We start from the raw sequence: 24,288 nt of genomic DNA on the forward strand, positions 1-24,288 counted from the left end.
GCGCCTGAACTCAGCGCCTGAACACCGGCCGGGCCCACCCCGGGGGCTCCGGCGGCGGCCCGGGCCGTCCGGGTGCCGGGGCGGCCCCGGCGTCCGTCCGCGACCCGGTGCCGCCTCCGGTCAGCGGACCCCGTGCGGCGATCCGCAGCGCGCTCACGAAGGCCAGGCACGAGTCGTACCGGTCGTCGGGGCTCTTGGCCAGCGCCTTCGCGAGCACGGCGTCGACCGCGTCCGGGATGTCGGGGCGCTTCGTGGTCAGGGCCGGTGGCTGGTCGTACTGGTGGGCCCACAGCAGCGCCATGTCGTCGTCGCGCTGGAAGGGGGGCTTGCCCGCCATCGTCTCGTAGACGACGCAGCCGAGGCTGTAGACGTCGCAGCGGCCGTCGACCGGCTTGCCGGAGATCTGCTCCGGTGCCACGTAGTCGAGGGTGCCCACGAACTGCCCGACGCTGGTGAACCCGGTCAGCGACAGGGACTTCTTGGTCAGGCCGAAGTCCGTGAGATAGACGTGTTCGGGGTGGTCGCTGTCGGTGCCCTGGGCGACCAGGATGTTGCCGGGTTTCACGTCCCGGTGCACCAGGCCGTGGTCGTGGGCCGCGTCGAGGGCGGAGGCCACCTGGAGACCGATCCGGGCGGCCACCGCGACCGGCAACGGTCCCTCGCGGTCGAGCAGATGGCGCAGATCGCGCCCGGCGACGTAGCGCATGGCGATGTACAGGACGCCGTCCGTCTCGCCCGCCTCGAAGACCGGCACGATGTGCGGGTGGTCGATGGCGGCGGCCACCCGCGACTCGTGGGTGAAGCGGCCGCGGAAGGTGTCGTTACGGGCGAGTTCCGGGGCGAGCAGTTTGAGGGCGACGGTACGGTCCAGGCGCAGGTCCTTGGCCTGGTAGACGACGGCCATGCCGCCGCGGCCGATCTCCCGCTCGATCCGGTAGTCCGCGATCTGCCGTCCGATCAGATCGGAGGGCCGCCCCGAGAACAGACTGGTGTCGCGCCGGGCCCCTTCGTCCATCAGCCGTCACCCCGGTCGCGCCCGGCGCCGTCCATCAGTCCTCGCCCCGCTCGTCGCCGTCGAAGGTGACCAGGCGGGTGGGTTCGTGTCCGCCGGAGGCGACTTCCTTCACGATCCTCGTGGGGTCCTGCTCGTGCTCGTGCGCCTTCCTCGGCACCTGTTCCGGCTCTCGCTCCCGGTCCGGGCCCTGGTCCTGCTCCCGGCGCTGGGGCGGGCCCTGGCTCTGCTGCTTGTGCTCCTGACCTTGGTCCTGGGGCGGGCCCTGGTCCTGGTCCTGCTCCTGGCCCTGCGGCTGCGGCTGCGGCTGCGGCTGCGGCTGCCCGACCTTGTGCGGTCTCGCGGGCATGCGCTCGGCCGCGAAGGTGCTCAGCCGCGTCCCGTCGCAGTACACCCACCGCTCGTGCTCGCTGTCGTACAGCCACAGCGACTCGCCGTCGACGACCACCCCGATCCGGTGGCCCTCCGTGCGGACGGCGAAGGCCTCCCCGTCGAGCTGCCCGGACGCCAGTTCCTCGACCGCCTTCCGGTACGAGGCGAGGGCCTCCTCGACACGGGCCAGCAGCGGGCGCGGATCGGCCGTGCGGGCGAGGGGGCTGCTCGCCGCGGGCGGTCCCTGCGGTACGGCGATGAGCAGCCGTCCGTCGACCCAGGCCGACCAGCCGTTCGCGCAGAGCACCCGCCCCCAGTCCCCCAGCCGGTCGACGAGCTCGACCGGCAGCAGCGCGTCGAGGGGAACGGTGGGCCGGGACGGGTCCGGCGTCTCCCAGGCGGGCAGCCCGTCCTGCGGAACCACGTGCGTGGGGCGGAAGCCGGGGCTCGTCATCGGCGCCTACTTCCGCATGACCGCGGGCTCGTGCCGGCGCAGCAGCCTGGCGACCAGCCAGCCGAACACGACGGAGAGCACGATCAGCATCCCCATGTTGAGCAGCCAGACGCCGGTCGAGTGCCGGAACAGCGGGTCACCGGTCAGCTCGCCGGGGACGATCCGGGAGAGGCCGACGGTCCCGGCCATCGCGCCCAGGGCCCAGCGGGAGGGCACCAGCCAGGACAGTTGCTCGACGCCGGGCACGCCGTGCAGCTTCAGCAGGGCGCCGCAGAACACCACCTGGACGATGGCCAGCAGCACCAGCAGCGGCATCGTCACCTCCTCCTTGCGCACCACGGCGGAGACGAGGAGGCCGAGCATCATCGCGGTGAACGAGAGCAGCGCCACCGCCACGGTGATCTCCACGAGCGGCGGCATCAGAACCCCTTCGCCGCCGGGCGCGTTGAGGTCGACGCCGAACAGGGCGACGAGGGTGAGCACGACGGCCTGGAGCACCGTGATGGCGCCGAGGACGACGACCTTGGACATCAGGTACGCCGATCTGGACAGGCCGACGGCCCGTTCTCGCTGGTAGATCGTCCGTTCCTTGACCAGTTCGCGCACGGCGTTGGCCGCGCCGGTCAGGACGCCGCCGACACACAGGATGAGCAGCGCGTTCATCGCCGTCTCCTGGGTCAGCTTGCTGCCCGCCAGCGCCCGCGCCATCACGCCCATGACGAACGGCAGGGCGATCATGATGGCGAGGAAGGTCCGGTCGGCGCTCAGCGCGGCGGCGTAGCGGCGGACCAGGGTGCGCAGCTGGGAGCCCCAGCTCTGGGCCTTGGGCGGCGGTCCGACGAGCCTGCCGGTGGCGTCGTCCGCCATCCTCGGCTGTGAGCTGGAGTTGTCGATGTACTGGCGGTGGAACGGCGAGTCCTGGTACTCCGTCGCCCAGTCCCGGTCCTTGTCGCGCTCGAAGGCCTCGAACGCCTCGGGCCACTGCCGGTAGCCGAAGAAGGCGAGGGTGTCGTCGGGCGGCCCGTAGTAGGCGACCTTGCCGCCCGGTGCGAGGACCAGGAGCCGGTCGCAGACGTCCAGGCTGAGCACACTGTGGGTGACCACGATGACGGTCCGGCCGTCGTCGGCGAGGCCGCGCAGCATGTGCATCACGGAGCGGTCCATCCCCGGGTCGAGTCCGGAGGTCGGCTCGTCGAGGAAGAGCAGGGACGGCTTGGTCAGCAGTTCCAGGGCCACGCTGACGCGCTTGCGCTGTCCGCCCGACAGGCTGTGGATGGGCTGGTCGGCGCGCTGCTCGAGGCCCAGCTCACCGATCACCTCGTCGACCCGGGCCTTGCGCTCCGCCTTGGCCGTGTCCTGCGGAAAGCGCAGTTCCGCGGCGTAGGTGAGAGCGCGGCGGACGGTGAGCTGGGCGTGCAGGATGTCGTCCTGCGGGACGAGTCCGATGCGCTGGCGCAGTTCGGCGTAGTCGCGGTAGAGATCACGCCCGTCGTAGAGCACGGTGCCGTGGTCGGCGGGCCGCTGGCCGGTGAGCGCGTTCAGGAGTGTGGACTTCCCGGCGCCGCTCGGTCCGACGACGGCGAGCAGACATTTCTCGCCGACGGGAAAGGACACCTGGTCCAGGAGAGTCTTGCGGCCCCGGTCGACCTCGACCACGAGGCCCTGGACATCGAGGGAGACCTCGCCGCTGTCGACGTACTCCTGCAGCTGGTCGCCGACGAGACAGAACGCGGAGTGCCCGATGCCGACGATGTCACCCGGTGTGACCGGGGCACGCTCGACAGGCTGGCCGTTGAGGAACGTGCCGTTGTGGCTGCCCAGGTCGACGATCTCGTACGTCCCGTCGGGCCGGGCCAGAAGTTCGGCGTGGTGCCGGGAGGCGATCAGGTCGTCGATGACCAGGTCGTTGTCGACGCCGCGCCCGATCCGTACGGTCCGGGTGGGCAGCGGCCGTACGGTGGTCGGCTGTCTGAAGGTGCCGGTGGCGGCCGGCACGGAGACGGCCGAGGGGCGCTCGGCCGCGGGTGGCGGGCGGCGCACGAGGACGGCGCGCGGGCCGTCGGCGGGACTGCCGAAGCGGATGACGCTCCCGGGTCCGACGCCCCATTCGTGGACGCGCCGGCCGTCGGCGTACGTGCCGTTCGTGCTGTTCTCGTCCTCCAGCGTCCAGTGATCGGCGTCGGGCCGCAGCACCGCGTGGTGCCAGGAGACCCGGACGTCGTCGATCACGACATCGCACAGCGGATCGCGCCCGACGCGGTAGTCGTGGTTCGGACTCATCACCGTCGAGCCCGTCTCGGTTTCGAGGACGAGCTCGGGTGCAGTCGCCGCGATCTGCCTCTCTGCCATGCCAGAATTCTAACGATTCGCCCACATACGCGCCTGATCAGCGGCCAGCGGCCGCAGCGCGCCAACGGTCAGGCGGCGGAGATGCCCAGCACCGCGGCGGTGCGGTGCATGCGCACCGCGTCCACCGATTCCGCGAGCAGTTCGTATTCGGTGGTGTCGTCGTTGGTGGAGACGCGGACGAGTCTTCCCGCGGCCAATTCGTCCGCCACCAGCTCTTGTTGCGCCGAGTCACCGCACCAGGCGCGCAACATCGTCGGCACGTCGGGGACGCTCTCCCCCACCGGTGCGATGGAGTTGGGCGGAAAGGTGGGATCCTCGGGCTGCGGATCGAGCCGTTCGGCCATCCAGATCGCCCGGTCCCGCATCCACCACAGGGCCAGCGCGAGGGTCGGCGCGCGATAGGTGCCCAGGGGTACGCCGACTCGCTGACCGCCGCAGATGCCGTACGCGGTGACGTGGCACAGGAATTCGTCGTGCACGATCTTCCCCCATTGGCGTCGCTCGTCGCCGGTCCGGCCTCACTTTCCCTGCGGCTCATGTGCAGTGCACCGTACTGGTGCCCGGGCGTGGCTGAATTGCCCTAGTGATTGAGTATCGTCACTACTGACACACTGTCACCATGTGATTCCAGCCAGTCTCTTGGCATATTCACCGCGGGCTTTGGCCGAAACGGCACCGACGGCGTACCGGGCCCCGAGAGGCCGGGTCCGGGGCATTACCCGCGGGGTAATCGACGCTCCGCGCGCTGCCCGGCAGGGTGGTCGTAACGCATCCCGGAGCGGCACGACGGCCCGGGATACGGACCCCGACCATGAATACGTCCCTCGATGGAGGCTGGTTCACCATGTCCGCGAACACCGACCGCTACGAGACCGCCGTCACCCGCTACTTCGAGGCCTGGAACGCGGGCGGGCAGGACACGCTGGCGAAAGCGGTGGCCGCCGCCTGGGCCCCGGACGGCAGGTACACCGACCCGCTCGCCGATATCCGCGGGCACGAGCAGATCGCGGCCACGATCACCGCGGCGCACGAGCAGTTCCCGGGCTTCGCCTTCCGCCTGCTGGGCCCTGTCGACGGGCACCACGACACGGCCCGCTTCGGCTGGGAGCTGGTCAGCGAGGCGGACGGCTCGGCGCCCGTCGCCGGATTCGACGTGATCGTCCTGGACGGCGAGGGCCGGATCCGGAGCGTGTACGGCTTCCTGGACCGCGTTCCAGCCTGACTCGCGCCGCACCCGGCCTCTCGCGATGAGTTTTCCCGCTCCCGGTGGTCTCTTGAAGGGACGATCACCGGACCGGGAGGACGAGATGAGCACGGCGGGCAAGGTCGACGCGGAATTCACGGCGGTGCTGCGGAAGAGCCCCGAGAAGGGCGGCTGGACCTACGTCGTCTGGCCGGAGTCCGTCGCGTTCTTCGGCACCCGGGGACTGGTCAAGGTCAGCGGCACGATCGACGGCCGGCCCTTCCGCAGTTCGTTCATGGCACTCGGCGACGGCACCCACAAGCTGCCGGTCAAGGCCGACGTGCGCAAGGCCATCGGGAAGGAGGAGGGCGACACGGTGACCGTACGCCTGGAGGAACGGCTCACCGCGTAGCGGTGCGGACGGCGGTGTCCGAACCGGTGGCGACACGCGTGGCCGCGCGGAAGGCCGCGGCTCGCGAGGCCCGGCGCCGGGCGCCGCCATGCCCCACGGAGGCGGGCGACCGCCCCCGCGGGGTATGGGTGAAAGCCTGACCAGCCGTCGGTCCGCCGTGCCGCCCTACCGCCCTACCGCCCTACCGCCCTACCGCCGTAGGCCTACGCCTTGACCACCGCGTCGATCCGGGCGAGCTCGTCCGCGGTGAACTCCAGGTTGCCGATCGCCGCGACGCTGTCCTCCAGCTGCCGCGGGCTGCTCGCGCCGATCAGGGCGGAGGTGACCCGGCCGCCGCGCAGCACCCAGGCGAGTGCCAGCTGGGCCAGCGACTGGCCGCGGGACTTGGCGATCTCGTCGAGGGTCCGCAGACGGCCCACGAGGTCCTCGGTGACCGTGTCCGCGCTCAGGAACGGGCTGTCGCTCGCGGCCCGCGAGTCCTCCGGGATGCCGTCGAGGTAGCGGCCGGTGAGAAGGCCCTGCTCCAGCGGCGAGTACGCGATGGAACCCACCTGGAGCTCGTCGAGCGTGTCCAGCAGGCCCTCGTCCTCCGGGCGGCGGTCGAGCATCGAGTAGCGCGGCTGGTGAATGAGCAGTGGGGTGCCCAGCTCGGCCAGGATGCGGGCGGCGTCGCGGGTCTGCTCCGCCGAGTAGTTGGAGACGCCGACGTACAGCGCCTTGCCCTGCTGGACCGCCGAGTGCAGGGCGCCCATCGTCTCCTCGAGGGGAGTCTCCGGGTCGGGACGGTGCGAATAGAAGATGTCGACGTAGTCGAGGCCCAGGCGGCCCAGGCTCTGGTCGAGCGAGGACAGCAGGTACTTGCGCGAGCCCCATTCGCCGTACGGGCCCGGCCACATCAGGTATCCGGCCTTGGTGGAGACGATGAGCTCGTCGCGGTGGTGCGCGAAGTCGGCCTTCAGCGCGTCACCGAGGGCGGACTCGGCGGCGCCGGGCGGCGGGCCGTAGTTGTTGGCCAGGTCGAAGTGGGTGACGCCCAGGTCGAAGGCGCGGCGCAGGATCGCGCGCTGGATGTCCACGGGCCGGTCGGGGCCGAAGTTGTGCCACAGGCCGAGCGACAGCGCGGGGAGCTTCAGGCCGCTGCGTCCGGTGCGCCGGTAGGGCATGTCCGCGTAGCGGTCGGGGTGTGCGGTGTACAACGCGTGCTCCTGGGAGGCCGGGGGATCAGGCCTCCACTCTCGCGCGCCCGGGGGCGGCGGTCCAACGGGAGGATCGGATGGCATTGAGCGCTCCCGCTTCTCAATCGGTGCCGACGCCCCCACCTCGGCGTCTAGGCTTGTGCCTCATGGAACTCCGCCATCTTCAGCACTTCGTCGCCGTCGCCCAGGACCGGCACTTCACCCGGGCGGCGGAGCGGCTGATGGTGTCGCAGTCGGGCCTGTCGTCGTCGATCCGCGCGCTGGAGCGGGAGCTTCAGGCGCCGCTGTTCGTCCGTACGACCCGCCGGGTCACCCTCACGGAGGCCGGTCGCGCCCTGCTCGTCGAGGCGGAGCGGATCCTCGCCCAGGTGCGCTCGGCGCACGACGCCGTGGCAGCCGTACAGGGTGTGCTGCGCGGCACTCTCTCCCTCGGCACCGAACAGTGCATCGCCGGCGTGCATTGCGCCAAACTGCTGGCCGCGTTCCGGCGGCGTCACCCGGACGTCGAGATCCGGTTGCGGCAGGCGGGCTCCGAGGCGCTGGCGGAGGAGGTCGCGGCGGGCCGTCTCGACCTGGCCTTCGCGGTGCGGACCCGGGCCGACTCCGAGCAGCTGCGGTCGGTTCCGCTGACGAGTGAACCGCTGACCGTGCTGTGCCACCCGGAGCACCCTCTCGCGACCGCCGCCGTGGTGACGCCCGAGGAGCTGGGCGGGGAGGCCTTCGTCGACTTCCACCCCGACTGGGGCCCGCGGCGCACCACCGACGCGGCGTTCGCGGCGGCGGGCGTGCAGCGGACGGTGACCCTGGAGGTCAACGACGTCCACAGTCTTCTGGAGCTCGTCCACGAGGGCCTCGGAATCGCCGTCGTACCACGCCACTTCGGCCTCAAGCCCGAGGCCCGCGACCTCACCGCTCTCCCCTTCAAGGGCGTCTCGGAAGCGTCGTACGACACGGTGGCCATGCTCCCGCCGCCGGAGACCACGAGCCCGGCCGCGCGGGCCCTGATGACGCTTCTCGACACGTCCCGTGAAGGCGTCTGACACCACCCGCGTGTCCACGGGACCACCCGGCGCCGGCGCGGTACCACCCCGGTTCCGTGGGCTGCCCGCGACACGGCGGAGGCGCATGGGTGCGCGATCACCGGGCGAGGTGTCGCGGGTACGTGATCGCCGCGGGGCAGGTGTCGCGGACGCGTCGGCGGGCACGACGGTGCGGGATTCCGGACGCAGGGACGGGCCCGATGCGCGATGGTGGATCCATGCTTGCCAAGGACATCCTCAGCGACGCGTTCGGCCGCATCCGGGAAGAAGTCCATGCCGCCGTCGACGGCCTCCCGCCGGACGACCTCAACACCCGCCCCAGCGAGACCGCCAACCCGATCTCCTGGCTGGTCTGGCATCTCACCCGTATCCAGGACGACCATGTCGCCGACGCCGCCGGCACCGAGCAGGTCTGGCTCACCGAGGACTGGGCGAAGCGCTTCGGGCTCGACCTGCCGCTGCGCGACACCGGGTACGGCCACACGTCCGCGCAGGTCGCCCGGGTACGGGTGGAGTCGGGTGACCTGCTGATCGGCTACTACGACGCCGTTCACGAGCGGACCCTCGCGTTCATCGGCGGACTGACCGCCCAGGACTTCGAGCGCGTCGTGGACGAACGCTGGGACCCGCCGGTCACCCTGGGCGTACGCCTGGTCAGCGTCCTGTCCGACGATCTCCAGCACGTCGGACAGGCCGCCTACGTACGCGGACTCCAGCGGGCGTAGCCCGGAAGCACGGCGTCCTGGACTTCAGGAGGCGTAGCCCGGAAGCACGACGTCCTCGATGAGGGCCTTGCGCTCGTCGAAGGGGATGAACGCGCTCTTGACCGCGTTCACCGTGACGGTGCGCAGGTCCTCGATGCCCCAGCCCGCCTCCTCGACGAGGAGCGACATCTCCCGGGTCATCGTCGTACCCGACACCAGGCGGTTGTCGGTGTTGAGGGTGACACGGAAGCCGAGGTCGCGCAGGGCGGTGATGGGGTGCTCGGCGATGGAGGTCGCCGCGCCGGTCTGGAGGTTGGAGGTCGGGCACATCTCCAGGGCGATGCGTCGGTCGCGCACCCAGCCCGCGAGGCGGCCGAGCTTGCCGTCCACGATGTCCTCGGTGAGCCGGACGCCATGGCCGATGCGCTGGGCGCCGCAGACCTGGAGGGCCTGGTGGATGCTGGGCAGACCGTGGGCCTCACCGGCGTGGATGGTGAACGGGACGTTCTCGATCCGCAGGTGCTCGAAGGCGGCCAGGTGGTCGGCGGGCGGGAAGCCGTCCTCGGCGCCCGCGATGTCGAAGCCGACCACTCCACCGTCCCGGAACGCCACCGCGAGGTCGGCGATCTCCCGGGTCCGGTCGAACATCCGCATGCCGCACAGCAGGGTGCCGACGCGCACCGGGGTCCCCGCCGCGGCCGCCTTGGCCATGCCCGCGGCGAGGCCCTCCTGCACGGTCTCGACGACCTCGGGCAGGTTCAGCCCGCCGTTCACCATCAGCTCGGGCGCATACCGCACCTCGCCGTAGACGACACCGTCCTCGGCGAGGTCGAGGACGTACTCCTCGGCCGTGCGCAGCAGTCCCTCGCGGGACTGCATCACGGCGAGGGTGTGCTCGAAGGTGGCTATGTAGCGCACCAGGTCACCGGAGTTGGCGGCTTCGTAGTACCAGTCGGCCAGGGCCTGCGGGTCCGTGGTGGGCAGGGTGTGGCCGACCGACTCCGCGAGCTCGACCAGGGTGGCCGGGCGCAGACCGCCGTCGAGGTGGTCGTGCAGGACCGCCTTCGGCAGGCGGCGGATCGTGTCGATGTCGATGCGGGGCGCGGTCATGTGCGGAGTTCCTCGGCAGGTCGTTCGGGTCGGAAAGGTGTGGGAAGGCGGGTCATTCGGCGGGCTGGAGCAGATCCCAGCGGTTGCCGTACAGATCCTGGAAGACGACGACCGAGCCGTACGGCTCGTGGCGGGGCTCCTCCAGGAAGGTCACGCCCGCGGCGCGCATCCGGGCGTGGTCGCGGGCGAAGTCGTCGGTGTGCAGGAAGAAGCCGACGCGTCCGCCCGTCTGGTCGCCGACCCGGCCGCGTTGCGCGTCGTTCTTGGCCCGGGCCAGCAGCAGTCCGGTCCCGCCGCCGTCCGTGCCCGGATCGACGACGACCCAGCGGGATCCGTCGGGCCTCGGGGTGTCCTCGACGAGGCGGAAACCGAGGGCTTCGGTGTAGTGGCGGATCGCCTCGTCGTAGTCGTCGACGACGAGGGTGACCAGGGCGATGCGTCTCATCGGGCCTCTCCAGGGTTATACGTAACACGTAGCGTACGGCATCCCGTCAAGCGGCTCGGTGACGATCACCGCCCGGTGAAGACGATCTCCGCCGGGCGGCACGGGCGCGTCCCCGGGCCCCCGCACGACACGGGAACCGCCACGGACCGCCGGGCGACACAGGCGTGCCCCCGGGCCCCTGCACGACACGGGAACCACGGACCGCCGGGCGACGCAGAACCGCTCCCGGACCCGCGCGCGACACCGGAGTCGTCCCCAGCCTCGATTCGTCTACAGTTGTGTAGACCGACTGCACCATCGCGGTCGCCGCGGGTGAGGTCTCCTGACGCCTGCGCGTCCGCCACCGAAAGGGGCAACACCCATGTCCGCAGCCCCGGGCCCCGCGCCCACACGCGAGGCCGATGCCGCTCGGACCCCGTCGTGAAGCCCGCGGACACCGGCCAGGTCGCCGGTTCGACGGCGGTGGTGCGTGTGGTGGCGGCGGGAAGCCTGGTCGCGTTCGTCCTCCTGACGCTGATCGTGACCGGCCACGACGGTGCCCCTTTGTCCGGTGACACGGCAATCACCTCCTGGTGCCTCGCCCACCGCCCGGACGTGGCGTTGGCCCTGGCACGCGGCGTGACGTACACCGGCACGGGAGTCGTCCCGTACGCGCTGGTCGTGGTGGCGGGCCTCGTCCTCGGGCGGACGGCGCGGGAGCGGGTCCGCACCGTCACCGCGTGCGTCTGCTGTCTGGCCGTCGCGCAGGCCGTCCGGTTCGCCGTGATGTCGCTGGTCGCCCGCCCCCGTCCTCCCATGGCGGACTGGGCCACCCACGCCTCGGGCTGGTCCTTCCCCTCCGGACACACCACCACCTCCGCCGTCACCGGCGGACTGCTCGTCCTCGCGGTGCTCGCCCGGGCCCCGCGGTGCGAGAGGACCCTCGTCCTGCTCAGCGTCGGCTGGGCCGTGCTGGTCGGGCTCTCACGCGTCTACCTGGGCGTTCACTGGTTCTCCGACGTCCTGGGCGGCTGGCTGTTCGCGATCTGCTGGCTGAGCCTGTTCGCGTACGTCGGCGCACGCTTCCTCCCCGGCGTCCACCCCCCGGCGTCGGCGCCCCGCCTCCGCCCGGGACCCACCGCGGAGGAGCGCCACGACGAACCCGACGACCGTCGTGACCTCCCCCCCGACTCCGCTTCGAGGAACGCGCGGGCACCTCGATCACCCCGGCCCACGGGATGAACGGCGGCAGCGCCGAGGCCGCCTGATCACGGCGGCGCCGCCAGAGCGGGCGCATTTCCTGCCGCTGGTCGGCCGCCGGGACCGTACCGGGGCCAGTGCCGGTGTCGGTGTCGGTGTCGGTGTCGGTGTCGGGGCCAGCGTCGGCATCGGCATGCGGCCTGTTGCGGAAGATCGCACCGGGTCCGACGCCGGACGTACTTGTCGGCGACATCCTTATCCGTGCACGGGAGTTACCAGACAGTAATCGCGGGTGATTTGATGTGCGGCGCCACTCAACCCCCCTCAATCACATGGAGACCCAGTGCCGCTCTCCTCACCGCGCCGTACGCAGGGCGCAGCCATGCTTGTTCTGTCGCTGACCGCAGCGGGGCTCGTCGGAGCCTCACCCGCCTCGGCGGCCGAAGCGACGACGCCTTCCATGAGGGTGCTGACGTACAACGTCTTCCTCATGAGCAAGAACCTGTACCCGAACTGGGGACAGGACCACCGGGCCGCCGAGATACCGAAGACCTCGTTCTTCCGTGGGAACGACGTCGTCGTCCTGCAAGAGGCGTTCGACAACGCGGCGTCGGACGCCCTGAAGAACGCGGCGGCGGCCGAGTACCCGTACCAGACCCCGGTCGTCGGGCGCAGCAAGAGCGGCTGGGACGCGACGGGCGGGGCGTACTCGTCGACCACGCCGGAGGACGGCGGGGTGACCGTGCTGAGCAAGTGGCCGATCGTGCACAAGGAGCAGTACGTGTACAAGGACGCGTGCGGCGCGGACTGGTGGTCCAACAAGGGCTTCGCCTATGTGGTGTTGAACGTGAACGGCGCCAAGGTCCATGTGATCGGAACCCATGCGCAGTCCACCGACTCCGGGTGTGGCACCGGGGAGGCGGCGTCGATGCGCAGCCGCCAGTTCAAGGCCGTCGACGCGTTCCTGGACGCCAGGAACATCCCGGCGGACGAACAGGTCCTGGTCGCCGGCGACCTCAACGTCGATTCGCGAAGCACCGAGTACGCCTCGATGCTCGCGGACGCGGACCTGGTGGGGGCGAACGCGCGGACCGGGCACCCGTACTCCTTCGACACGAAGGAGAACTCGATCGCCCTGGACCGCTACCCGACCGACCCCCGCGAGGATCTCGACTACGTCCTCCACCGAGCCGGTCACGCGCGCCCGGCGGTCTGGAAGAACGAGGTCGTCAAGGAGGAGTGCGCGCCCTGGACGGTGTCCAGCTGGGGTACCGACTACACCTACACGAATCTCTCCGACCACTACCCGCTGAGCGCGTCCGCGGGCTGAGCACAATGGGCCCCTGCCCGGGCGGGCGGGGGCCCTCGGTCTCACTCGTCCCCAGTGCCCTCGGGTTCCCGGGTGTGCAGCGCGTCGAGGCGGGTGAGCTGCGCGTCCGTCAGACGCAGGGCGCCGGCCGCGATGTTCTCGGCCAGGTGGTCCGGGTTGCCGGTGCCGGGGATGGCGAGCACGTGCGGGCCCTGCCGGAGGGTCCAGGCGAGGCGGATCTGCGCGGGCGTCGCGTCGTGCGCCTCGGCGACGGCGGTCACCTCGGCCTCGTCGCCCTCCCCCGGTCCCAGCGCGCCGCCGTTGCCCGCGATGGCGAAGAACGGAACGAAGGCGATGCCGTGTTCGCCGCAGGCCCGCAGGACGGCATCGCCTTCGGGGGACGGAAAGTCGAGGCCGTACCGGTTCTGCACGGACACCACCGGAGCGATGCCCCGGGCTTCGTCGAGGTGCCGGGTCCTGACGTCGGAGATGCCGAGGTGCCGGATCAGCCCCGCGTCACGCAGGTCGGCGAGCGCTCCGAAGTGCTCGGCGATCGAGTCCTGGCCCATGCGGCGGAGGTAGACCAGGTCCAGGTGGTCGCGGCCGAGCTGGCGCAGGTTCTCCTCGACGTGGGAGCGCAGTTGGTCGGGCCGGGCTGCGGCGCCCCACTCCCCCGCGTAGTCGCGGAAGGGCCCGACCTTCGTGGCGATGACGAGCTCATCGGCGTACGGCGCGAGCGCGCTGTTGATCAGCTCGTTCGCGGAACGCAGCGAGGAGAAGTAGAAGGCGGCGGTGTCGATGTGGTCGACGCCCAGCTCCACCGCGCGCCGCAGCACGGCGATCGAGCGGGCGCGGTCGCTCGGCGTCCCGTGGTGGAAGGCCGCGCTTCCCGTCAGCCGCATCGCGCCGAATCCGATGCGGTTGACGGTGAGTTCGCCGAGTCTCCAGGTGCCCGCGGCTGCCGCGGTGATCGTTTCTGCGGTCATCGGGGCAGTTTCGCATGGGGTCCGCGGAACGCGTCGACCGGCTGCTCGGCCCTGGAGGCGAAACCGGATGCGTTCGCGTGTCCGGCTCCCGCGGAGGCGATCACGGCGCGTGCACGAGCGATGAGGGCCACCGGGCTCGGAGCTCCGCGAGGTGGACCTCCCAAGTACCGTGCGGCGCACGGGACATACGCATGCCACAACGCCTCGGCCCTCCGACTCACGCGTCGGACGGCCGCCGCCGCTGGTGCACGACGGCGGCCGTGGTCGCGAGGACGCGAGGCCCCCCGGCCATCGTGTCCGCGCGCGCTGCCCTCCGCGACGGCGGGGTTGCGGGAGCACCCCGAGTGGAAACGCCGGGAGGACGGAAGCTGGAGCCGCGTTCTCCGGTGATGCGGCTCCGGCCGGCCTCGATTGCGACTCGGGGGCTGGGAGCCTGGGGAGGGGACTCGTCGGCGCCGTCGATTCCGACACGGACGAAGTCCCGCCTGCCCTGTTGGGAGAGTAGAGCAGTCGCAGGACGAACGGAACAGGGCCTCACGTACGCGTTCTCCCCAAGCGACGACGCCGCCGACGCGGCTGATCCCGGCCCCCGCGAGCGCGGAAGCCGTCCGGCTCTCCCTCCGAGCCGCGATCCGGACCGCCAAGAGAACGGCCCGGATCATGCCCGAGCCGTTCTCGCCGCAGTATGGTTGGTTTTGGGTTGGTTCACTCTCACGTGCAACCGCCCGGAAGGGCGGCTCCGGCGTGTTTGCGCCGGAGCCGTTGCAGGTCGCAGCCAGGACCGGGGATGTCCGCTGATCATCCGCATCGTGCTTCTCACCGCCGACGCGGAGGCCGCCGTCGGCCGTGTGCGGATCCCGGCGGCAGCATGTGACAGGCATGCGGTCGTCCCGGCCGGTGTTCGGTACCGGTGTCCTGACGAGGCCCGTCCGACCTTCCGCGGGAGTACCGTGGAGGCATCGAGAGTACTTCGCACACCGGCCGCCATGCCGGTGTCGTTCTCGGCGAGTGACGACACCGGGCCGCCGCCCCGAGCAGCAGCCGGAAGACAGGTACGCGCGATGTCCGCGACCACCAGCCACACCCCACTGCGGATCGTGCCCTTCAGGGCTCCGACCGCTCGTCTCGCGCTGAAGACCGTCAGCACGTCCCGAGGACCTCTCGACGGAGCCTGGTGGCCCCGCTCCCGGGACCTGGCTGACGAACTCTCCGCCTTGGCCGACGTATTGGACCCCTTGTCCGGACGGATCACCCGGATCGCCGTCAACCCGACGTACTGGCCGGCCATCCCGGACAGTGTGCCCGTCAACGGTCGCGTGGTGAAGGTCGGCTGGTTCACGAGGGAGCTGGACCCCCACAAGATCCTGCTGCTTTCCCACACAACGGGCAGCTGGAACCTGCTGGTGATCCCCCCGGAGACCAGTACCCCGGCAGCCGACCGCCTGATGGCCGCCGCAAGCGACGGCTCCGGCCCTCCGATGACCGCGAGCGCGCTCATGGCTGCGGAACACACCCTTCACGGCGGTTCCCGGGCCGACCGGCCGCAGGATTCCGAGGAAACCTGGGGGGACGGGGATGACGCCCCCTCCTACCAGGCGGACACTGCCCGGCGAGGCCGCCTGATCACGGCGCGGTGAGCGCCATGGTCACCGGCGTGGCCTCCGGCAACTCTCGGGTCTGACGCCTGGTTTACCCCGTCGACTCCTGCTGCCACGATGCCGAGTCCGGGGATGAACATCCCGCGGCCCCCGGGGGGAGAGGCTCAGATGCCAGAGGTGTACTTGCGCAGGCTGTCCCGATGGCAGGCCGAGCAGCAGCGGGACGCCGTCGCGGACGTCCATGTCGCGGCCTACCACGGGGCCGCCGGCGCCGAATATCGCGACCGTCAGGGCTTTCTGAGCCGCTTCGAGCAGCATGTGCAGCGCCCGGCCTTCGACATGGTGGTCGCCGACATGGGTGGCCTGGTCGGCTGCGCCTACGGGTACCGGATCCCTCGAACCGGTGACTGGTGGTCAGGCTTGCGAGGAGAGCTTCCCACCGACATCGAGGAACTCACCGCCTCCGGCCGTACGTTTCTGCTGGCCGAGTTGATGGTGCTGCCCGCCCACCGCCGCGGTGGCGTCGCGACACGCCTGGGTGAGTGGTTGCTGGCCCGCCTCGACACCGATCTGGTCGTCGCGGCCGTGGACCCGTCCGGCGACGACGGCCAGGAGAACGCGGCGGCAGGGACCTTGCACGCCTGGGGCTGGACGAAGCTCGGCGTACTCGGCTCCCACGCCCCTTCCGACTCCGGATCCGATGCCGGTCCCGGCCGGGCAGGGGCCGCTCGAGAGGTGTGGGTCCGGAGACCGCCGCGGTGATCCCGTGCCGCCCCGGGGAGCGCGGCGTCGCTCTCCGGGGCCGTGCATGGATCGTGCCGCCCGCGTCGTCCTGCACGCAGGCGGAGAGACGCCCGCCTCGGTCCCCGGACGGACGAACCGAACGTGTGGTGCGGGCCTCCGGGACCGGGTCTCGTCAGCGGGCGCCGACCGCCGCGGCCGCCATCAGCGGCTCGGCATCCGCGGCGTCGAGCTCCGGCGGCACGACCAGCAGGTCCCTACGGTCCCGGCCGTCGCTGAGCAGGGAGATGGTGTGCCGGCCACGCGACCCGGCCGACCTGCGCAGCAGAACGACGTGGTTGGCGACGAGCATGCGTCCCGGCGACATCGGCCACATCTCCGTGTTGACGCCGACGGCGGTGATGTGTCCCCACATACGGGGCAACATGCCGATCAGAAGCGGGAGTTCGACGAGGAGATCGCGCGACCGGGGCCACCACGCCCCGTCGATGCGGCGCGGCAGGGCGCTGTGCGGCGCCAGCCGCACGCGGGCGAGGGGCGGGGAGGGCAGGGGTTCGAGGACGACGGCCATGGAAGCTCCTGTCTGGGGGCACGCCTTCGGCGTGCCGATGACTCGCGTGCCGTGACCCGGCGGTGAGCGGGACGGCTCGGTCGAGCGGGCGACGGGCAGGGCTCGTGGAACTCGGTGGCCGGGGTGCGAACCGGCGGCCGGGGACTCGGGCCGGCTTCGTGTGTGGGTGCGCGGACCCTCAGTCGACGGCTCCGCCCCCGTCGTCACTCCGCTCGTCATGGACGAGGCACCGGGTCACTGCGCGGGCGGCACCACGCTCGGCCTCGGAGCGTTCGCCGGCGGTTCGGTCCCTGCGTCGCCGGCCCGGATCCACCGGCTGGACCGGCAAGGGGACTTCGGCCGCCGCATACCCGGGCACGGGGCGAACGCCTTGGGCCGTCATAGGGCGGAACCTGCCCCGGGCCATGAGCCACCCGGCGTCGTCCTGCGCCGGGGACGAGACCGGCCCGATCACCGGCGTACGACGTGCCCTCGGTTCACCCACCGTACCCCGCCCACCGGGAAACGGGACTTCGCAGACCGCACGTCTTGCGGAACCGCTGCGCACGCCCTTCCCTGGCGGCCTTCTCGCAGATCGCCCGGCTTCCGGTAGCCGTGGAGGGCCCTGCCGAGGACACCGTTCCGGGCCGGTCCGCCCGGCCGCCGTGGAACGGGCCGTCCGGGAGCCGAGCGCTCCCGGACAGCCCCGACCCCGCCGGCACTGCCGGCGGGCCACGCGTGGACCACTCCTCCGCAGCCGAGGCCGCCGCATGACGCACGGCCTCAACTGGGCTACGGATAGGTGTAGGTGTTCAGCGTATTCACCGCGGACGCGGGGTCGCCCAGGTCGTAGCGGTCGACGGCGAGGAAGTTGGGCTTCTTGCGGGCGGCCGGCTGGCAGAAGCGGCGGGCCCGGTCGGCGAGTTTGGTGTTGTCCGTGGCGGCGGTTCCGGAGAGTGCGGCGTCGCGAAAGTGGTTCATGACGAAGAGGGGGCGGAAGCCCGGCTCGGTGCGGGTGAGCGGGACGTTCGTGCCCGTGTCGTACCAGCGGCTGTAGCAGGACCAGTCGGAGGAACCGATGCCCGAGCCCATGGACCAGTAGTTCTCGACGGTCCATTCGCGCTGGTACATGACGCCGAAGCTGTCCCGGGTGAGTCCGGCGGACTCGTCGGAGGAACGGCTGTGGTCGGTGAAGATCAGCAGGCGCCGGCCGGCGGCGGTCAGGTCGGCGAGCTTCGGCCAGCCGTTCTCGCGCACTCCGGTCAGGTCGGGGCGGTAGAGAACGTCGGACAGGCCGTTCACCCGGGCGAGTTCGGCGCGCAGGACGCCCGGATCGACGTAGTCCTCCAGGAACACGGTGACGAACTGGTCGGGGTGCTGCTTGAGGAAGTCGACCATGCGCTGGAGGTCGACCCACAGCGCGACCGGCCTGCTGACAAGGGTGCAGCTGTTGTGACAGAGGATCGCACCGTCCGGGGTCTGGTGCAGGTCGAGCATGAACCCGCGCACCCCGTCGGCGAGTTGCCGGCTGATGCCGCGCGTCTGATTGGGCACCAGATTGACGAAGGGCGGCGCGAATCCTCCGTCCACTCCGTTGGCGTAGGCGTTGTGGGCCGTGAGGAACGTGACCTGGTCCAGGGTGCGTTGATCCGGGGACGGCATGGACCGGGTCTCAGGCGCGACCGGGGTCAGATACCAGGTGGCGAGGCCACCCCGCGCGCCGACCGCCAGCTGGGCGGGGTAGTTGGAGCCGGACGGCTTGGCGCCGACCGTCAGGTAGCGGTCCGTTCCAGGGACCTTGAGCGTGTACTGGTCGGCGCCGCTGGGGGCCACCTCCCACGCGGCGTCGGCGCTCGAACAGGCCACGGTCCGGGCCTGGTCGCCCGCGCGGCCCAGACAACTGCCCGCACTGTCAGCGCTTTCGAGAACGGTCGAGGAACCATTCGCGCGCAGGGTCCACTGCTGGTGGTCCTCGTTGCCCTTGGGGTTGTGCTGGACGACCGCGCCGGCACTGTCGGCGGCGTTCAGTCCCGTGGTCGCGCTCTGGACGAAATAGGCGCCCGCGGCCGGAACTTCTGCCGCACCGACGGCATCGGCGGGCGCCGGGACGGCGAGGACGGTGCCCAGTACGGCGGTGGCGGCGAGCAGGGAGCGTGGGCTCGGTCTCATGGCACGTGATCCCTTCCTGTGGGGAGCATGAGCATGCCATGTGCCGACGAGTGCCGACGGTACGGATCGCGTCAACCGTCGGTCTCGGGCGTCATCATCCGACCGAGTCCGCGATGTCGGTTTGTTTTGACGCCACTTGGGGCTTGTGGTCGGACTGCGCGGTGCCCTTCCCCCGGCCGATCGTCGCCCGCACCGCCACCGCGTCGGACGAACAGCGGACCTCTCCCGGCGAACCGACTTGACGATCCTTTGACCTTGACCTCAGACTCCCCCTGCAACTCCCCACCATCGAAGGAATTTTCGAAATAATGAAGAGATTCGCGCGGCCCCGTACCGGCGCCGCAGCGGTTGTGTCCGTTCTCTCCCTCGCCCTGGTCACCGGCTGCTCCGACAGCGGCTCCGGGTCGGGTTCCGACGACAAGGGCAGCGGCAAGGACTCGGCCGCCGCCGCGAAGCCCCTCAGCGACAGCGAGCTGGGCAAACTGATCATCACGGCGGCCGACGCCAAGGGCTTCAAGGTCAGTCCGGCCGACAAGGCCGACGCGTTCGCCGACTCCAAGAAGGACGTCAAGGTCGTCGACGAGAAGTGCGCACCGCTCGCGTACGTCCTCACCGGCTTCGCGCCGGGCGACTCGGTCTCCTACGTGAACCGCATGGCCCAGGAAGACCCGGCGGCCAAGGCGAGCGCGTCCCCCACCAAGGACATGGAGGACATGTCGCCGGAGGAGCTCGAGAAGGCCCTGGGCTCCGTCACCGACGCGCTCGGTTCGACGATGACCATCGTCTCGCTCTCCTCGTACGAGGGGGACGGCGCGAAGGAGACCATGTCGTCGGTCTCCGAGGCGATCGAGGGCTGTGGCGGCGGGTTCACCGCCACAGGCAAGGACGGGCCGCAGAAGTTCTCGAAGGTCGCGGGGGAGAAGGCCTCCGGGAACGGTGACGAGTCGGTGGCGTTCGCAACGACCGCTGACGCGGAGGGATCCCCGCTGACCGTGCACGCCGAGGTCGCGCGTCACGGCAACACCGTCGCGACGTACTACTCGCTCAGCCTCGCGGCCCTGGCCGGCGACGGCAAGGCGGCTGCCTACAGCGTGCCGGCCGCGCTCATCGAGGCGCAGACGGCCAAGCTCGGCTGACCCGGAGCCCGGTGGGAGAGCGGGCACGGTCGACCCGACCACCCGCCCTTCCGCCGGGCCCCGCGGCGACCCTCGCACCGCACCTCGCGCCGCCCACCCCCGGGCCGCCTCGTGCCTCCGCCGGTGCTCCCCCGCGCCGCCCTCGGCCGGGCTCCGGCGGGAGCCCCACGGCCGGCGGATGCCCCCACCCGACGGCCGCCTTCGCTGCTCGCGGCCCCGCCCGGTGAAGTCACCCACGGACCGTCCAACGCGGTTGCGGCGCGCCGCCGTTCACGCTCCCGGCTACGCCGGGCAGTGCCCGTCGGACGATGTCATCCGTACCGTCGGGCGACGTCAGGTGGTGCCGGAGGGAGTGCCGGGGTGCGCGATCCGCGCGGCGAAGGCGGCGATGTCGGCGACCACGCGTTCGGGCTCTTCCCAGTGGACGACATGGCCGGTGCCCTCGTAGGCGAGGAAGTCGGCGCCGTGCACGGCGTTCAGGATGGTCTGCTGGTCCTCGCGGGGCAGATACTCGTCCTGGTCGCCCCAGATGACGAGCGTGGGCACCAGGATGCCCGCGAGGGTCGCGCCCAGATCGGCGTCGAGGAGTCCGCCCACGGTCTCCTTCCAGACGTACGCGGGGAGTTTGAGGCTCTCCTCGACCATGGTCTCGATGAACCCGCGGGCGATCGGGCGGGCCGCCGTGCCCGCCATGAAGTCCTCGACGAACGCGCGGGGTACGGGATCGGCGAGGCCTTCCGCCGCCTCCCGCGTCTCGGCCGCCGCCGGCTTGTCCGCCAGGGTTCCGGGGACGCCGAGCAGAACCAGGCCGGCGATGCGGTCGGGGTGGCTGCCGGCGACGATCCGGGCCGGTACGCCACCGCTGGACGCCCCGACCAGAATCGTGCGAGGGATGTCGGCCGCGTCGAGGAAGGCCACCAGGTCGGCGGCGAAATCGTCGGGAGTGTAGCCCTCGGGAGGCCGGTCCGCATCGCCGTGTCCGCGCTGTGTGGGCGCGTAGCCGTGCAGGGATGCCGGAAGGCGCCTCAGGAGGGGCTCGAAGGACCACCAGGAGTCGGCCAGACCGTGCACGAAGACGACCGGTGTACCGCTGGGATAACCGGCTTCGGCGTACGGGAGGGTGAGCCCTTCCCGCACCTGCGCGGACTTCAGGGAGATCACGGTCACGGCACCCTGCCTCCTTCCGCCCGGCCACCGGGTCCGGGAACCCGGGAGCGGAGAGCGAGCGGCGATCACTTCCGACAGTACCGAGGGGCGGCACGCACCGCGCTGCGGGAAGGTGCGGCCGGGCCACCCGGATGAATCGGATGTGTTCGGTCGCGTCCTGCTCCAGGTGGGTGGCGCGAAGGGCCGAGGGGGTGGCTCCCCTGCGGGGATCCGTGTCCCGGGGCCGGCGCCTCCGCCGTACACAGGAGCGGGGGGATGAGGTTACTGTGTCCGTCGTACCGGACACGGGGTGCCCCCTCCGGGGGCTGAGATCACACCCGTCGAACCTGAACCAGTTCGTACTGGCGGAGGGATGTCTTCCATGCCATTGGCGCATGTTTCCGACGGGCTGCCCGTCGACAGCCGGCCCGCCGTCTTCGACGGACGGATGCCTGCCGCACCCGGGGACCTGCGGGTGGAGGGGCACGGCATCGAGCCGGTCCCGGAGAACAACCGCTACGGCGGGGCCGGGCGCCTGTTCACCGTGTGGTTCGCCCCGAACCTGACGATGACGGGCGTGTTCACCGGCACCATCGGCATCGCGCTCGGCCTGGACTTCACCGCCGCCCTCGCGGCGGTCGTCCTGGGTACCGTGCTCGGCGCGCTGCCCACCGCCTACCTCAGCACCTGGGGCGGCCTCACCGGCACCGGCCAACTTCCCCTCGCACGGCTCGCGTTCGGCCGGGCGGTGGTGCTGCCCGGGATGCTCCAGTGGCTGTCCTCGGTCGCCTGGGACGCGCTGATCGGCCTGTTCGGCGGGGACGCGCTGGCCCGGCTGTGCGGCTGGCCGTTCTGGCTCGGCGTGCTGGTCATGATGGTTGCCCAGGGGGCCCTGGGTGTCCTCGGCTACGAAGCGATCCACCGCCTCCAGATCGTCATGACGTTCGTGCTCGCCGCCGCCTTCGCGGTGATCGCCTGGCGCATGCTCGACGGCGTCCACCCCGCCGCGACGGGAGCCGCCACCGGAGCCGACCGCGCGGGCGCGTTCGTCCTGACCAGCACCATCGCGCTCAGCCTCTCGCTGTCCTGGGCGCCGTACGCCAGTGACTTCAGCCGCTATCTGCCGCGTGCCACCTCCCGTCCGCGGATGTTCTGGTACACCCTGCTCGGCCTCGTGGTGTCCTTCGTGGCTGTTCAGGTACTCGGGCTGTGGGGCGCGTCCGTGCTGACCGACCAGACGGCGGCGGGCGTCGACGTGTTGCTGGGCGGCGGGGCGGCGGGCGCGTTCGGGCTGCTGGCCGTGGCGCTGGCGGCGGTGTGCAGCAACGCGATGAACGACTACAGCGGTTCGCTGGCCCTGCAGACCCTGGGCGTGCGGATACCGCGTCCGGTGGCCGCCGCGCTGGCCGCCGGGCTCGGCTTCCCCCTGGTGCTGTGGATGCACGCTGCCGACACCACGGCCCGCTTCCAGAACGTGCTGCTGTTCGTGGGCTATTGGATCCCCGGGTTCGTCGCGATCGTCGTCGTCGACTGGATCGCCCGCGGGCGGGAGCGCGGCGGCGCCCCGGTGGACCTCGCCGTCGAGACCGCCCGCCCGCGCTCCGGACGGGTGTCACTGGTCGCCTTCGTCGGGGCGTTCGGCGCGGCCGTGCCGTTCATGGACACCAGCCTGTACGTCGGTCCCGTCGCCGACGCGCTGCACGGCGCCGACCTCTCCTACTACGTGGCGTTCCTCGTCGCCCTCGCCCTCTACGCCCCGCTGCGGCTGCGCCGCCGCGCCTAGGAACCGTCGGACAGGCCTTTCCGACGGGCCTGTCCGACGCGCCCGTTCGTCGCTCCGCCGGCCGGAAGGGACTCGCGCCCGAAGCCGAATCCGAGAGGAACATCTCGTATGACCACGCCGCCCCGCGTCCTGACCATCGCCGGATCCGACTCCGGCGGAGGCGCCGGCATCCAGGCCGACCTGAAGACGATGCTGGCGCTGGGCGCCCATGGGATGAGCGTGCTCACCGCGGTGACGGCGCAGAACTCCGTGGGTGTGCAGGGTGCTTGGGAACTGTCCGAGGAGGCGGTGCGCGCCCAGTACCGCAGCGTCGTCGACGACATCGGCGTCCAGGCCGTGAAGACCGGAATGCTGTCGTCGCCCGGACTCGTCACCACGGTCGCCACGTTGCTGTCCGACCTGGCCGCCCCGGTGGTCGTGGACCCGGTGAGCGTCTCCAAGCACGGGGACCGGCTGCTGGCCGACGACGCGCTGGACGCCGTACGGACCCGGTTGCTGCCGCGGGCGACGGTGGCCACCCCGAATCTCGACGAGGTCGCCCAACTCACCGGGGTGAAGGTGAAGGACGAGGAGGGCATGCGCAGGGCCGCCGACCGGATGCTCGCCTACGGTCCCCGGTGGGTGCTGGTGAAGGGCGGTCATCTGCCGGGACAGGCCGTCGATCTGCTCACCGACGGAACGGCGGAGCACTGGCTGCGGGCCCCGCGCCACGACAACCGCCACACGCACGGCACCGGGTGCACGCTCGCCTCGGCCGTCGCGGTGGGCCTGGCCGAGGGCCTGTCGGTGCCGGACGCCGTTCGGCGGGCCAAGGAGTACGTGACCGCCGCCATCGAGGCAGGGTTCGCGCTCGGCGCCGGTATCGGGCCGGTGGACCACGGGTGGCGCCTGCGCCGCAGCGTCTGAGTCCGGGCGCTTTCCCGCCGGCGCGGCACCCGTCTCGTCCGGCGCCTTCCCGACGGCGCGCAATGTCTGGGTCCGGTCGCTCTCCGGCGCGCCTGGGCCGGTCGCTCTCCGGCGCGCGGAGCGGCCGAGGCAGTTCCCTGCCCTGGGTCCGGATCGGCAGGTGCGAGTGCCGTCCCGAACACCGGAGCAGTCGGGTCCGGGTGCCATCCAGAAGACCGGAAAGGTCGGGCCCGGGTTTCGTCCAGAACACCGGAGCGGTCGAGTCCGGATACCGCCCGAAAGACCGGAACGGTCGGGTCCTGGTGCCACCCGAAAGCCCGGAACGGCCGGGTCCGGGTGCCACCCGGAAGACCGGAGCGGTCGGGTCCGGGTGCCGCCCGGAGAACCGAGCGCCCGCTGCGCCGCACCACCTGCCTCCGACGGTGAACACCCCGCCCCCTGTCGTGCGTACTGATCGGCACAGCGACAGTCGTCTGCTCGCCCGTCAGGTACGCGGGGAGGCAGATCC

General features: G+C 71.4%; 22 protein-coding genes and 1 riboswitch. Of the genes, 11 read left to right on the forward strand and 11 right to left on the reverse strand.

The annotated features are described in order from the left end of the window. Window positions 1-10: 10 nt before the first annotated feature. The 4 genes from OG788_RS05320 to OG788_RS05335 form a co-directional block, all read right to left on the reverse strand. A complete protein-coding gene (locus tag OG788_RS05320; RefSeq protein ID WP_406369314.1) occupies window positions 11-1,015 on the reverse strand; it encodes a serine/threonine-protein kinase in 1,005 nt (334 codons plus the stop codon). 34 nt (window positions 1,016-1,049) lie between these two features. Continuing rightward, window positions 1,050-1,838 (reverse strand): hypothetical protein, encoded by a 789-nt coding sequence (locus OG788_RS05325; RefSeq protein WP_406369315.1) that lies wholly within the window; start codon window positions 1,836-1,838, stop codon window positions 1,050-1,052. 6 nt (window positions 1,839-1,844) lie between these two features. After that, the gene (locus tag OG788_RS05330; protein ID WP_406369316.1) at window positions 1,845-4,187 is read right to left on the reverse strand and encodes an FHA domain-containing protein; all 2,343 of its coding nucleotides are present in this window, start codon (window positions 4,185-4,187) and stop codon (window positions 1,845-1,847) included. A gap of 68 nt (window positions 4,188-4,255) precedes the next feature. Then, window positions 4,256-4,666, reverse strand: a complete 411-nt coding sequence (locus OG788_RS05335) for a hypothetical protein (protein WP_351546517.1) — start codon at window positions 4,664-4,666, stop codon at window positions 4,256-4,258. Between the two features lie 365 nt (window positions 4,667-5,031). Here OG788_RS05335 and OG788_RS05340 point away from each other — a divergent pair, with 365 nt between their 5' ends. Both OG788_RS05340 and OG788_RS05345 read left to right on the forward strand, forming a co-directional pair. Continuing rightward, complete coding sequence (locus OG788_RS05340; RefSeq protein ID WP_406369317.1) at window positions 5,032-5,409, forward strand: nuclear transport factor 2 family protein; 378 nt, start codon at window positions 5,032-5,034, stop codon at window positions 5,407-5,409. Between the two features lie 85 nt (window positions 5,410-5,494). Continuing rightward, window positions 5,495-5,782 carry a DUF1905 domain-containing protein gene (locus OG788_RS05345; RefSeq protein ID WP_351546522.1) on the forward strand — a complete coding sequence of 96 codons (288 nt, stop codon included), beginning with the start codon at window positions 5,495-5,497 and terminating at the stop codon, window positions 5,780-5,782. A gap of 203 nt (window positions 5,783-5,985) precedes the next feature. On the opposite strand, the gene mgrA is transcribed toward OG788_RS05345, so the two are convergent. Next, window positions 5,986-6,978 carry an L-glyceraldehyde 3-phosphate reductase gene (gene mgrA, locus OG788_RS05350; protein WP_406369318.1) on the reverse strand — a complete coding sequence of 331 codons (993 nt, stop codon included), beginning with the start codon at window positions 6,976-6,978 and terminating at the stop codon, window positions 5,986-5,988. Between the two features lie 146 nt (window positions 6,979-7,124). On the opposite strand from mgrA, the gene OG788_RS05355 reads away from it, so the two are divergent. Both OG788_RS05355 and OG788_RS05360 read left to right on the forward strand, forming a co-directional pair. Next, the gene (locus tag OG788_RS05355) at window positions 7,125-8,018 is read left to right on the forward strand and encodes a LysR family transcriptional regulator (protein WP_351546527.1); all 894 of its coding nucleotides are present in this window, start codon (window positions 7,125-7,127) and stop codon (window positions 8,016-8,018) included. A 218-nt stretch (window positions 8,019-8,236) separates the two neighbouring features. After that, entirely contained in the window at window positions 8,237-8,743 is a 507-nt protein-coding gene (locus OG788_RS05360) for a DinB family protein (protein ID WP_406369319.1), read from the forward strand. 24 nt (window positions 8,744-8,767) lie between these two features. On the opposite strand, the gene OG788_RS05365 is transcribed toward OG788_RS05360, so the two are convergent. Together OG788_RS05365 and OG788_RS05370 are read right to left on the reverse strand one after the other, a co-directional pair. Further along, entirely contained in the window at window positions 8,768-9,832 is a 1,065-nt protein-coding gene (locus OG788_RS05365; RefSeq protein ID WP_406369320.1) for an adenosine deaminase, read from the reverse strand. Window positions 9,833-9,884: 52 nt separating this feature from the next. Beyond that, window positions 9,885-10,277 (reverse strand): VOC family protein, encoded by a 393-nt coding sequence (locus tag OG788_RS05370; protein WP_406369321.1) that lies wholly within the window; start codon window positions 10,275-10,277, stop codon window positions 9,885-9,887. Window positions 10,278-10,697: 420 nt separating this feature from the next. On the opposite strand from OG788_RS05370, the gene OG788_RS05375 reads away from it, so the two are divergent. Further along, window positions 10,698-11,498 carry a phosphatase PAP2 family protein gene (locus tag OG788_RS05375; RefSeq protein WP_406369322.1) on the forward strand — a complete coding sequence of 267 codons (801 nt, stop codon included), beginning with the start codon at window positions 10,698-10,700 and terminating at the stop codon, window positions 11,496-11,498. Window positions 11,499-11,799: 301 nt separating this feature from the next. After that, window positions 11,800-12,786, forward strand: coding sequence for a sphingomyelin phosphodiesterase (gene sph, locus OG788_RS05380; protein WP_406369323.1), 987 nt, complete (start codon window positions 11,800-11,802; stop codon window positions 12,784-12,786). Window positions 12,787-12,827: 41 nt separating this feature from the next. Here the strand turns inward: sph and OG788_RS05385 are convergent, their stop codons facing one another. Continuing rightward, window positions 12,828-13,751, reverse strand: a complete 924-nt coding sequence (locus tag OG788_RS05385) for an aldo/keto reductase (protein ID WP_406369324.1) — start codon at window positions 13,749-13,751, stop codon at window positions 12,828-12,830. A 1,061-nt stretch (window positions 13,752-14,812) separates the two neighbouring features. Between OG788_RS05385 and OG788_RS05390 the strand changes: the two genes are divergently transcribed. Together OG788_RS05390 and OG788_RS05395 are read left to right on the forward strand one after the other, a co-directional pair. After that, complete coding sequence (locus OG788_RS05390) at window positions 14,813-15,388, forward strand: DUF5994 family protein (RefSeq protein WP_406369325.1); 576 nt, start codon at window positions 14,813-14,815, stop codon at window positions 15,386-15,388. 129 nt (window positions 15,389-15,517) lie between these two features. Further along, window positions 15,518-16,111 (forward strand): hypothetical protein, encoded by a 594-nt coding sequence (locus tag OG788_RS05395; RefSeq protein WP_406369326.1) that lies wholly within the window; start codon window positions 15,518-15,520, stop codon window positions 16,109-16,111. A gap of 154 nt (window positions 16,112-16,265) precedes the next feature. Here OG788_RS05395 and OG788_RS05400 read toward each other — a convergent pair whose 3' ends face one another. After that, on the reverse strand, window positions 16,266-16,661 hold the full coding sequence (locus OG788_RS05400; RefSeq protein WP_406369327.1) for a DUF5994 family protein: 396 nt from the start codon (window positions 16,659-16,661) through the stop codon (window positions 16,266-16,268). 771 nt (window positions 16,662-17,432) lie between these two features. Then, entirely contained in the window at window positions 17,433-18,809 is a 1,377-nt protein-coding gene (locus tag OG788_RS05405; RefSeq protein WP_406369328.1) for a phospholipase, read from the reverse strand. A gap of 308 nt (window positions 18,810-19,117) precedes the next feature. On the opposite strand from OG788_RS05405, the gene OG788_RS05410 reads away from it, so the two are divergent. After that, the gene (locus OG788_RS05410; protein WP_406369329.1) at window positions 19,118-19,945 is read left to right on the forward strand and encodes a hypothetical protein; all 828 of its coding nucleotides are present in this window, start codon (window positions 19,118-19,120) and stop codon (window positions 19,943-19,945) included. A 333-nt stretch (window positions 19,946-20,278) separates the two neighbouring features. Here the strand turns inward: OG788_RS05410 and OG788_RS05415 are convergent, their stop codons facing one another. Continuing rightward, the gene (locus OG788_RS05415) at window positions 20,279-21,112 is read right to left on the reverse strand and encodes an alpha/beta hydrolase (protein WP_351546558.1); all 834 of its coding nucleotides are present in this window, start codon (window positions 21,110-21,112) and stop codon (window positions 20,279-20,281) included. A gap of 275 nt (window positions 21,113-21,387) precedes the next feature. Continuing rightward, window positions 21,388-21,482: riboswitch (TPP riboswitch) on the forward strand. On the opposite strand from OG788_RS05415, the gene OG788_RS05420 reads away from it, so the two are divergent. Further along, window positions 21,474-22,874: a purine-cytosine permease family protein gene (locus OG788_RS05420; protein ID WP_406369330.1), complete on the forward strand. Its 1,401-nt coding sequence runs from the start codon at window positions 21,474-21,476 to the stop codon at window positions 22,872-22,874. (Overlaps the previous riboswitch by 9 nt.) Before the next feature lie 108 nt (window positions 22,875-22,982). Next, window positions 22,983-23,780, forward strand: coding sequence for a bifunctional hydroxymethylpyrimidine kinase/phosphomethylpyrimidine kinase (gene thiD / locus OG788_RS05425; protein ID WP_406369331.1), 798 nt, complete (start codon window positions 22,983-22,985; stop codon window positions 23,778-23,780). The last annotated feature ends 508 nt before the right edge of the window (window positions 23,781-24,288 follow it).

The sequence above is a fragment of the Streptomyces sp. NBC_00647 genome (assembly GCF_045207245.1).
Taxonomy (GTDB): Bacteria; Actinomycetota; Actinomycetes; order Streptomycetales; family Streptomycetaceae; genus Streptomyces.